The organism is Nocardioides sp. P4_G4, assembly GCF_056401085.1.
Genome location: NZ_JBFUKA010000115.1, coordinates 1 through 10,425 on the forward strand (window position 1 = coordinate 1; position 10,425 = coordinate 10,425).

11 protein-coding genes and 1 pseudogene are annotated in these 10,425 nt (G+C 72.4%); 4 read left to right on the forward strand and 8 right to left on the reverse strand.

Translation table 11 applies throughout. The features are described 5' to 3' along the window. The 3 genes from AC1DQF_RS19635 to AC1DQF_RS19645 all read right to left on the reverse strand — a co-directional run. Window positions 1-953 (reverse strand): DUF222 domain-containing protein (locus AC1DQF_RS19635; protein WP_477526914.1); only part of this gene is annotated, 953 nt, incomplete at its 3' end. Window positions 954-1,433: 480 nt separating this feature from the next. Continuing rightward, the gene (locus AC1DQF_RS19640) at window positions 1,434-1,892 is read right to left on the reverse strand and encodes a hypothetical protein (RefSeq protein WP_477526915.1); all 459 of its coding nucleotides are present in this window, start codon (window positions 1,890-1,892) and stop codon (window positions 1,434-1,436) included. A 9-nt stretch (window positions 1,893-1,901) separates the two neighbouring features. Then, the gene (locus AC1DQF_RS19645) at window positions 1,902-2,837 is read right to left on the reverse strand and encodes an L-lactate dehydrogenase (RefSeq protein ID WP_477526916.1); all 936 of its coding nucleotides are present in this window, start codon (window positions 2,835-2,837) and stop codon (window positions 1,902-1,904) included. Between the two features lie 77 nt (window positions 2,838-2,914). On the opposite strand from AC1DQF_RS19645, the gene AC1DQF_RS19650 reads away from it, so the two are divergent. Further along, complete coding sequence (locus AC1DQF_RS19650) at window positions 2,915-3,433, forward strand: metallophosphoesterase family protein (RefSeq protein ID WP_477526917.1); 519 nt, start codon at window positions 2,915-2,917, stop codon at window positions 3,431-3,433. A 5-nt stretch (window positions 3,434-3,438) separates the two neighbouring features. On the opposite strand, the gene AC1DQF_RS19655 is transcribed toward AC1DQF_RS19650, so the two are convergent. Beyond that, entirely contained in the window at window positions 3,439-3,912 is a 474-nt protein-coding gene (locus AC1DQF_RS19655) for a hypothetical protein (RefSeq protein WP_477526918.1), read from the reverse strand. Further along, a complete protein-coding gene (locus tag AC1DQF_RS19660; protein WP_477526919.1) occupies window positions 3,909-4,193 on the reverse strand; it encodes a DUF1905 domain-containing protein in 285 nt (94 codons plus the stop codon). The genes AC1DQF_RS19655 and AC1DQF_RS19660 overlap by 4 nt, the downstream gene beginning before the upstream one ends. A 54-nt stretch (window positions 4,194-4,247) precedes the next feature. Here AC1DQF_RS19660 and AC1DQF_RS19665 point away from each other — a divergent pair, with 54 nt between their 5' ends. Then, the gene (locus AC1DQF_RS19665) at window positions 4,248-4,979 is read left to right on the forward strand and encodes a class I SAM-dependent DNA methyltransferase (RefSeq protein WP_477526920.1); all 732 of its coding nucleotides are present in this window, start codon (window positions 4,248-4,250) and stop codon (window positions 4,977-4,979) included. Here AC1DQF_RS19665 and AC1DQF_RS19670 read toward each other — a convergent pair. After that, complete coding sequence (locus AC1DQF_RS19670) at window positions 4,961-6,103, reverse strand: MFS transporter (protein ID WP_477526921.1); 1,143 nt, start codon at window positions 6,101-6,103, stop codon at window positions 4,961-4,963. The genes AC1DQF_RS19665 and AC1DQF_RS19670 overlap by 19 nt on opposite strands. Before the next feature lie 71 nt (window positions 6,104-6,174). On the opposite strand from AC1DQF_RS19670, the gene AC1DQF_RS19675 reads away from it, so the two are divergent. Beyond that, window positions 6,175-7,509: an ABC1 kinase family protein gene (locus AC1DQF_RS19675; protein ID WP_477526922.1), complete on the forward strand. Its 1,335-nt coding sequence runs from the start codon at window positions 6,175-6,177 to the stop codon at window positions 7,507-7,509. 3 nt (window positions 7,510-7,512) lie between these two features. Continuing rightward, window positions 7,513-7,809 (forward strand): annotated as a pseudogene (locus AC1DQF_RS19680) (nuclear transport factor 2 family protein); the annotation flags it as partial. A gap of 117 nt (window positions 7,810-7,926) precedes the next feature. On the opposite strand, the gene AC1DQF_RS19685 reads toward AC1DQF_RS19680, so the two are convergent. After that, window positions 7,927-9,933, reverse strand: a complete 2,007-nt coding sequence (locus tag AC1DQF_RS19685) for a vWA domain-containing protein (protein ID WP_477526923.1) — start codon at window positions 9,931-9,933, stop codon at window positions 7,927-7,929. Beyond that, a partial coding sequence (locus AC1DQF_RS19690) for an N-acetyltransferase family protein (protein ID WP_477526924.1) occupies window positions 9,930-10,425 on the reverse strand: 496 nt, incomplete at its 5' end. The genes AC1DQF_RS19685 and AC1DQF_RS19690, both read right to left, overlap by 4 nt.

The following is a 10,425-nucleotide window of genomic DNA, read 5'->3' on the forward strand; positions in this document are numbered from 1 at the left end:
CCCAGGACGGCCGGGATGAGGCCGGCGTTGCAGACCAGGCGCCGGGCTTCGGAGGCGCTGATGCGGTGGCCGGTGTCGGTGGTCGCGACCCCGAGCCCACTGACGAGGGTGTCGAAGTCCATGGTGATGACCACCGAGGTGGCGGTCCCTCCGTGGCGGGGGAGCTTCGTCGGGTCGAGGTGCTCCAGCAGCGCGCAGAACGCATGACCGAGACGGGTCGCGTACGGCACGGCGCTCTGCTCGCCCCCGCTGGCGTGGGAGCCGTCGTCCTTGCGGGGGTTGGTCCACGCGTGCAGGTACGTCAGCAACCGGCCGGCCGTGGCGTCAGGCACCCGGATCCGGATCGTCGTCGTCCCGTCCCCGTGGCAGCGGGTGGTGAGGCTGGTGGTCTTGCGGGCGCGGCGTTCTTGGTCCTCGAGGCGTTTGCGTTCGTGGTCCTCCCCGACCTCGGGGGCGACGACGTCGAGGATCCGGCCGCCCAGGACCCGCAGCTCGCTCGGGGTGAACGTGGCGGCGTGCTCGACCAGCACCCGCTCCGCATCTCTCACGACGTCCGCCGGGGTGTCGTCGGGGAGGTCATCCAGCGCGCGGCCGATGACATCGGCCTGCGCCGTCGACACCTCCCCGGACCCATGCCCGTCGGCGAGCACCGTCCATCGCTCGGCCAGCGACCTGGCCAGCGTCATGTCCCGACGTGCCCGGCCACGATCGGCCCGCACGGCCCGCTGGAACCACGCCGCCACGTCTCGGTCACCCGCCTCTTCGGCCACGTCGTCGGCGACGGCCATCAACCGAAGGCGGACCGACGCCACCCGCGACTCCAGCCGCGCCAGCTCCACCAGCGCAGCGGCCTTCTCGGCCGGCGACAAGTAGAACAGCTCGACCTGGCCGACCTTGTCCAGCGCGGCCGAGATCGCCTCACCACACTCCTGGACCAGGTGTCCGCTCGTCATGTCAGCCCCCCGCTGATCGGCCGCTGGGTGGTCCCACGGGCGGGACCGGCGGCGTACAAGAAGTTTATTCGAACAAATGTTCTGGTTCCATACCCAACATGAGTCTGTGGATCAGATGCGCTTGGACGCGAAGGGCGGCGCCCCACTGCAACCGAGCCTGCGCGTCGGAAGGGGAGCTCGGCGTGCTTCAGCGCAGGAAGTGCCCGCTCGGCGTGCGTGAAGCGCACGGAAGCGCCCGGTCGGCGTGCTTTAGCGCACGGAAGTGCCCGCTCGTGACGACGCAGTCAGGAGCTGACGGTGCCGTGCGGGGTGTCGAGCTCCCCGCGTCGGGCAGCACCTTGCGCACGCGCGTGCGAGCGCATCCCCTCCCGGCGCCTCGCCACGACCTACCGTCATGGCCCGTCTCCCCTGGTCATTCCCGGTAGAGCGGAGTCTTCTCCCCGTAGCCCACGCGACGTACAGCTCCGGGCAGTGCGGCCGTCAGCGCCTGCGCCACCGCGTCCGAGCACCCCACGGTGAACTCGATCTCCTCGTCGACCTCGCAGGCCAGGCACCAGGCGCGGTCCTCCGGCCAGACGAGGTGCGCTCCTGGTTCCGACCGGCCGAGGCCCCGAACCACGCCATCGCCGGCGCGTCCCTGAGCACCGCGACCGGGCCGGTGAAGAGCACCATCGTCCGGTTCGGGATGCGCACGACCGGCGCACCAGGGACGGGCCCCGTGGTCCAGCCCTCCCAGATCGCGGCGTACCCGATCTCCGGCGTCGTCGTGTGCCCGGCCAGGGTCGCCAGCGCCGCGCGGAGCGAGTCGGGGGCCGGCTCGCCGGTCAGCCCGATCCGCACGTACGCCTCGAAGCCCGGAGGTCCGTACCGGACGAGGTCCATCCAGTCGACGCCCGTCCCGATCAGCCACGACGCCGGCTCCGCGTCGACCGCGGGCACGACGGACACCTAGAGCCCCAGGCTCCGCGCGACCGCCCGCACGGTCTCGGCCGAGTCGAGGAGCTGCCGCTCCTCCTCGGCGCTGAGCGGCGTGGCCAGCACGCTCTCGACCCCTGCCCGCCCGACGACCGACGGCATCGACAGGCAGACGTCGGACAGCCCGTGCACCCCGTCGAGCCGCGACGTCACCGGGAGCACGCGGTGCTCGTCGTGCAGGATCGCCTCGAGGATCCGCGAGACCGCGAGACCGATCGCGAGGCTGGTGGCTCCCTTGCCCGCGATGATCTCGTAGGCCGCCGACACGACCCGCTCGTGGATGCGCGACCGCGCCCCGGCGTCCAGCCGGCTCGCGCCCGTCCCCCAGTCCTGGACGGGTATGCCGCCGATCGTCGCCGTGGACCACAGCGGCACCTCGGAGTCGCCGTGCTCGCCGGCGATGTAGGCGTGCACGTTCTGCACCGCCACCCCCGTCTGCTCGGCGATCAGGAAGCGCAACCGCGACGAGTCCAGGGCGGTGCCGGAGCCGAAGACACGTCCGGCGGGGAGTCCGGAGAACTGCAGCGCGGCGTACGTCACCACGTCCACGGGGTTGGTCACGACCAGCAGCAGGGCGTCGGGCGCGAGGCCGACGAGCGCCGGCACCAGCTCGCGGCACATCTCGACGTTGGCGGCCGCGAGGTCCAGACGGGTCTGGCCGGCCCTCTGCTTCGCCCCCGCTGTGATCACGACGACGTCGGCGTCCGCGCAGACCGCCAGGTCGTCACTGCCCGTGATACGCGCCGTCGGGGTGAACTGCAGGCCGTGGTTGAGGTCGAGCACCTCGGCGCGCACCTTGGGGGCGTTGAGGTCGAAGAGCGCCAGCTCGCGGCAGACCCCGCGGATCTGCGCCGCGTAGGCGATCGCCGTACCCACCGCGCCCGCACCGACGATCGCCACCTTCGACATGCTTCGCCACTCTGGCACGACCGGCCCGTCACGTCGACGGTCGGGAGCGCTCCTCGCGCGGTGTGTTTACTGGGGCCATGTCGACCCGGCTCCTCATCGTGGCGGACACCCACGTGCCCACGCGGGCACGCACCCTGCCTGCGCAGCTGTGGGAGGCGGTGGAGGACGCGGACGTGGTCATCCACGCGGGCGACTGGGTCGACGAGCGCCTCCTCGACGAGCTCGAGGCCAGGGCAGCCAGGCTCGTCGCCGTGTGGGGCAACAACGACCACGGCGCCTTCCGCGAGCGCCTCCCGGAGGTCGCCCGCGTCGAGATCGACGGCGTCCGGTTCGCCGTGGTGCACGAGACCGGCCCGTCCCAGGGTCGTGAGAAGCGGTGCAGCGAGCTGTACGCCGACGTCGACGTGCTCGTCTTCGGCCACAGCCACATCCCGTGGGACACGACCAGCGACACCGGCCTGCGGCTGCTCAACCCGGGCTCGCCCACGGACCGCCGGAGGCAGCCGCACTGCACCTACCTGACGGCCGTCGCCGACGGCGGCGTCCTGGGCGACGTCACGCTCCACACCGTCGAGAGGCACGTCCGAGCGACGTGACCCGCTCAGGCCGGTTGCTCGGGCCACTCCCCCAACAGCTCCGACAGCGCCGCGAGCTGGTCCCTCGACATCCAGGAGGGGTTGGAGCCGTGGGGCTGGACGAGGACCTCGAGGTCGGCGACGCCCGCCGCCCTGATCTCCTCCGGCGACACGCCCTCGCGCACCAGGGGGACGTGGAGCGGCACCACCGGACGTGCGAAGTCGGGGCCGTCCTGCACGGACCCGGTGACCCAGCCCAGGCCCCAGAGCCCCCGCGCCATGGCCCTGCCGTCGCCCGAGACCCACAGCACGGCACGGTCTCCGGTCCTCATCATCCGGCTGCGGTAGTTGTCCGCCACGCACCACCGCTCGGCCACCCAGGGCTCACCGGTGCTCGCCGCCGCCAGCACGTCGGGGTTGCTCCGGGGGTCGCACCTGACGACCCACGCACCCAGGGTCTCCTCGGAGACGCGGCGTCCCGGCACGTTGTTCCCGGTCACCGCCCGACCTCCAGCCGCACGTCCACGACGTCCCCGAGCGCGATCCCCTCCGCGCGTCTCACGGCGTCCTTGACCGGCAGGAAGTAGGTCCCCTCCCGCGGGAACATCGACGTCGTGAAGGACGTCTCCCCCACCCGCGCGGTCACCGGGACGACGCCCCAGTAGGCCACCTCGGCCTTGACCTCGTCGATCATCTCGGCCTCGTCGGGCGGCAGCGGGACGAAGTGGTACGGCGCGGGGCCGCGCCACTCGACGACCTCACCGGYGAACTCCAGCTCCATGCCCGCACGATAAAGCTGTTGCCGCCGCGGTGGCCGCCCACGAGGGTGGGACGCATGGACGGATTCGACCCGATGAACAGCTTCGGCCCGGACGTGGCCGCCGAGTACGACGACCACCTGCGTGGCGACGAGGACACGGCAGTCGACTTCCTCGCGGGCCTCGCCAGCGACGGGAAGGCACTGGAGCTGGCCATCGGGACCGGACGCATCGCCTGTCCCCTCATGGACCGGGGCGTCGACGTCGACGGCATCGAGCAGTCTCAGGCGATGGCCGACCGGCTGCTCGCCAAGCGCCCCGGCACCCGGGTCGCCATGGGCGACATGGCCTCGGCCGATGCCCCCGGGAGCGGCTACCGGCTCGTGTTCCTCGTCTACAACACCATCGGCAACCTGCTCACCCAGGACGACCAGGTCCGCTCCTTCGAGAACGCCGCCCGCCATCTCGGCGACGACGGCGCCTTCGTCGTGGAGAACCTCGTCCCCACCGCCCACCACGAGGGCAAGGTCCAGTTCGTCGACGCCGAGAACGTGGGCGCCGACGAGGTGGTGCTCGACGTCAACCGCTACGACCCGGTCACCCAGCTGCTCTCGGAGAACCACGTCCGCATCTCGGCCGCGGGCATCCGCATGGGACCGATCGCGCAGCGCCTCACCTTCCCGAGCGAGCTGGACCTGATGGCCCGGGTCGCCGGCCTCCGACTGGCCGAGCGCTGGGGTGGCTTCGGCCGCGACGCCTTCACCGCCCGCAGCGAGCGCCACGTGAGCGTCTACACCCGCGCGTCCTGACGCACCGACGAGAGCAGCACGCACGCGGCCGCCACGAGCGCGACGAGGCCCATGAGCGGCCAGAGCAGGGCCGGCGACGCGGCGTAGACCGCCGTACCGATCGGGCCGGCGAGCATCATCCCGCTGGTCGACGCACCGGCGTACAGGCCCTGGTACTGACCGACGAGGTGCTCCGGCGCCGCGTCGAGCACGTGGGCGGTGGCGGTCGTCTTGTAGAGGATCTCTCCCGCGGTCAGCACCACCATCGCCAGCATCACGGCGACCATGGTCACCGGCAGCGCGAACAGGAGGGTCCCCGCGCCGACCAGCGCGTAGCCGACGGCGATCACCGGGTACGCCGAGCGGCCGCGCAGCCGCTGGGTCACCGGGATCTCCAGCAGCAGGATCAGCCCGGAACCGACGGCGATCACCGCCGCGTACAGGCCGACGGGGGCACCGGAGTCGCGCAGGTGCAGCGGCAGCGTCGTGTAGAGCTGCCGGTAGACGACGTCGACGAGGACGACGCCGACCAGCAGCACGACCAGCGAGCGGTCGCCGCGCACCGCCCGCAGCATGCGCGGCCCCGCCGGGGCCGAGGTGCGTGGCGGCTCCACGGGCAGCGCCCGGCTCAGGGCCAGCCGGATGAGCAGGACTGCGAGACCGTCGAGCACGAACATCGCCTCGTAGCTCCACGTCACCACCAGCGCCCCGAGCAGCGGGCCGATCACGAAGCCGGCGTTGGACGCCGCGCGGCCCAGCGCGACCGCCGTACGCCGGTCCCCGCGCGGCACGGCCAGCGCGGTGAGGGCCCCGGTCGAGACCTGACCGACGGAGCTGAGGTAGGCCGCGAGCGGCAACGCGACGACCATCGCAGGGACCGGCAGCCACGGCACGGACATGAGCACCGCCGCGCCCACCGACGAGGCCAGGAGCAGCACCCGCCGATGGCCGTGGCGRTCGCCCCAGCGACCGCCGGTGAGGTTGCCGACGAGCAGGGCGACGCCGACCACCCCGGCCACGAGACCGGCCCGCGGCACGCTCAGGTCACGTGGCCCGGTGAGGTAGAGGGTGAGGAAGAGGAACACGAAGGCGGTCGCCGAGCCGACGAACCGGGAGGCCGCCAGCACCCACACGACGCGCGGCATGTCCCGAAGATCCACGGGCTCACCTCATCACATGCGACGCACGTCACCACCGATCGGCGACACTGGGACCCATGACCGAGCTCCCACGCAAGGCCTTCTCCCGCAGCGCCCGCCTTGCGGCGCTCCCCCTGGGCTATGCGGGGCGTACGGCGGTGGGCTTCGGGCGGCGCCTGGGCGGCGCCCCGGCGGACGCGGTGCTGACCGAGGTGCAGCAGCGCACGGCCGAGCAGCTCTTCAGGACGCTCGGCGAGCTCAAGGGCGGAGCGATGAAGTTCGGCCAGGCGCTGAGCGTCTTCGAGGCGGCCCTGCCGGACGAGCTGGTCGCGCCCTACCGGGAGAACCTCACCCGCCTGCAGGACGACGCGCCACCGATGCCGACCCAGACGGTGCGCGACCAGCTGACCACGCACCTCGGGCCGGACTGGGCCGAGGACCTCGTCTGGCTCGACGGCGGCCCGACCGCTGCGGCCAGCATCGGCCAGGTGCACCGGGGTCGGTGGCGCGACGGCCGCGACGTGGCCGTCAAGGTGCAGTACCCCGGCGCCGGCGAGGCGCTGATGAGCGACCTGCGCCAGATCGCCCGGGTGGCACGCGGCGTCGCCCCCGTCTTCCCCGGCATCGACATCAAGCCGCTCGTCGCCGAGCTCCAGGCGCGCGCCGCCGAGGAGCTCGACTACACCCTCGAGGCCGAGGCGCAGCACATCTTCGCCCAGGCCTTCCGCGACGACCCCGACTACGTCGTGCCCGACGTCGTCGCCGTGGGCGGCGAGGCCCTCGTCACGGAGTGGCTCGACTCGCCGTACTCGCTGGCCCACGTCATCCGCGAGGGCACCCAGGAGGAGCGCGACCACTACGGCGAGCTGCTCGCGCGCTTCATCTTCGTCGGCCCGTCCCGCGTGGGGATGCTGCACGCGGACCCGCACCCCGGCAACTTCCGCCCGATCCCCGGACCGGACGGCGCCCCCGGCCGGCTCGGCGTCCTGGACTTCGGCGCCGTCGCCCGGCTGCCCGAGGGACGGCTTCCCGAGGCGATGGGCCGACTCATCCGCGTCGCCACCGAGGCCGATCCCGAGTCGCTCGTGGCGGGCCTGCGCGAGGAGGGCTTCATCAAGGACAACGTGCAGGTCGACCCCCAGATGGTCCTCGACTACCTGTCCCCCTTCATCGAGCCGGCACGGATGGAGACCTTCCGCTTCAGCCGTGAGTGGATGCGCACCCAGTTCGAGCGGATCAACAACCCCCGCGACCCTGCCTTCACCCTGGCCACCAAGCTCAACCTGCCGACGTCGTACCTCCTCATCCATCGCACCTGGCTCGGCGGGATCGGACTGCTCAGCCAGCTCGAGGCCGAGGCGCCCTTCCGGCAGATCCTGATCGACCACCTCCCCGGCTTCGCCACCGACTGAGCCATGGAATCCGCTGAGGCCCTGGCCCGCTGGCACGCCGTCGTCGCGAGCAGGGATGCGGCCGGGTTGCCGGCCCTCGTGGCACCGGACGCGGTCTTCCGCAGTCCCGCCGTGCACACACCGCAGGAGGGCCGCGACACCGTCGTCGGCTACCTCGCCGCGGCGTTCACCGTGCTCGGCCCGGACCTCGTCTACGACCGCGAGTGGCTGGGCGAGGACAGCGCGGTGCTGGAGTTCCGCACCCTGGTCGGCGGGATGAGCGTCCACGGGATCGACATGATCACGTGGGACGCGGCCGGGCTCATCACCGACTTCACCGTGATGGTCCGCCCCGCCAAGGCGCTCCAGGCCGTCATCGAGCACATGGGCGCCGAGCTGCTGCGGATGCTCGAGGAGGCCGGGCACTGGCCGGTACGGTCAGTCCCCGACCCAGAACCCGCGACCGCCGCCCATCCAGTCCCCGAAGTGGTCGCGGTACGACGACCGCGAGCCGAGGTAGGAACCCACCACCGCCGCCCCGAGGTCGTCGAGCTCCGGGCTGACCATCTGACCACCGACCCGCTTGGCCATCGAGTCGATGAAGCGCGCCAGGCCCGGGTCCTCGCCGAGCCGGAAGAAGGTCGTCTGGGCCCCCAGCCGCGCCGCGTTGTCGAGCTCGCGCACCGCGTTGGCGATGGTGACCGGGTGCGGCGGGTAGTCGAAGAAGACGTCGCCGTCGGCCYCGAGGTGGGCCGTGGGCTCGCCGTCGGTCACGACGAGCAGCACCGGCTGCGCGTTGGGGTGCTTGCGGAAGTGCCGGTTGGCCAGCAGCAGCCCGTGGTGCAGGTTGGTGCCCTTGTCCCACTGCGCGTCCAGCGCCGTCAGCTGCTCGATCTCCATCACCTGCGCGTGCCGACCGAAGGCGATCAGCTGGAGCGCGTCACCGCGGAAGCGCGAGCTCACCAGCTGGTGCAGGGCCAGCGCCGTGCGCTTCATCGGCACCCAGCGACCGTCCATGGCCATCGAGAACGACGTGTCCACCAGCAGCGCGACCGCGGCCTGGGTGCGCGCCTCGGTCTCCTGCACCTCGATGTCGTCGATGCGCAGGCGCACCGGCAGCGCGGGGCCGCCGTCACCGGACGCGCGCACGATCGCGTTGGTGATCGAGCGGGTGACGTCCCAGGGCTCGGTGTCGCCGAACTCCCACGCACGCGTCGCCCCGGACAGGTCCCCGGCGGCGCCGGCGTGCCGGGTCTCGCGCTGGCCCTGCCGCCCGCTCATCCGGGTGGCGACGTCGCGCAGCAGTGCCTTGCCCAGCTGCCGCATCGCCCGCGGCGAGAGCCGCAGCTCGCCGTCGGAGCCGCGCTGGAGGTAGCCGGACTCGCGCAGCGCCCGCTCGAGCTCGGTCAGGGTCCGCGCGTCGACGGCCGCCTGGTCGCCGAGCTGGCGGGCCAGGGCCTCGAGGTCGACGTCGTCCATCCGCGCTCCCCCGTACGACTGGGAGAGCTGGTCGGAGAGCCGGTCGAGGTCGGCGAGGTCCTGCAGGGCGCCGGTGCCGTCCCCGAGCCCGAGCCCCTCCTCACCCTCGAAGCGCTCGGAGCCACCCCAGTCCTCGCCGGGGCGCAGCCCCTGGAGGTTGGCGTCCATCCGGGCCAGCTGCTCCATCAGCTCGGGCGAGCCGAAGGCCTGCTGGGAGAGCTCCATCAGCTCGGCGCGCTGCTCGGGCGTCATCGAGGCCATCATCCGCTGGGCGGCCGCCGCGCGCTGGGCGAGCGAGTCGAGCAGCTCCTCGATGTCCTGGGGCTGGTCGGGGAAGAAGTCCCCGTGCTTGTCCATGAAGTCGGCGAAGTCCTGCTCGGTGTCGTCACCGCGCGCGTGCTTCTCCAGGAGGTCGTTGAGGTCGCCGAGCATCTCGTTGACCGCGGCCCGGTCCTCGTCGGTGGCCCCCTCGAGCGCCTGCTTCATGCCGGCGAAGCGCTGGTCGAGGAGCTCGCGGCCGAGGAGGTCCTTGATCTCCTCGTAGGCCTCGCGGGCCTCAGCGCTCTGCCAGTCGTACGACGACAGCTCACTGACCGCGGCCGCCGTCGAGGTCGGCAGCTGGTCCAGCTGCATCTCGCGGAAGGTGCGGTCGTCGTCCTCCATCACCACGTCGCGAGCCAGCTGGCCGCGCTCGGCGAGCACGGCCTTGTCCAGCAGCTCGCGGACCTGCTCCATGGTGCCGTCGAGGTTGTGCTGGCGCAGGATGTCACGGCGCCGCTCGGCGATCTGGCGTGCCAGGTCGTCGAGGCCGCGCTGGTCCTGCCCGCCGCGGCGCAGGAACTCGCGCATGGCGCGCTCGGGCGAGTAGCCCGCCATCACGTCCTGGCCGATGTGGTCCAACGCCTCGGCGAGGTCGACCGGCGGGGCCAGCGGGTCGCCGCCGTCGTAGCGGCGGTAGCGGCTCACGATGCCCTCCCGGGCAACGCCTTGCGCATCCAGACGTCGTCGGGCCAGGGGTCGCCCGGAACCCGCTCGACCTCCTCGAAGCCGTGCGCCCGGTAGAAGCCGAAGGCCTGCTCGTTGCCGTCGACGACCTCCAACCACAGCTCGTCACCCTCGACGAGCTCCTCGATCGCGCCCAGCAGCCGGCGCCCGATGCCGAGGCCCTGGTGCTCGGGGTGGACGTACAGCTTCCACATCACCTCACGGTCCCCCGTGACGTGCGGGAAGTCCCGGTAGGAGGCCCGCAGCCGGCCGATGTTGGCCATGGCGACGACCCGCCCCTCCCGCTCGGCGACGACGTGCTCGTTGCGCTCGAGCGACGCCGCGAACACTTCGGGCGTCCACCACTCGTCGAGCATCCGCTGGGCGTACGCCGCGTCGATCGGTCCGTAGGTGGCCGGCACGACGGCCTCGCCGAGGGCGCGCAGGCCGGGCACGTCCTCCGACGTGCCGGGC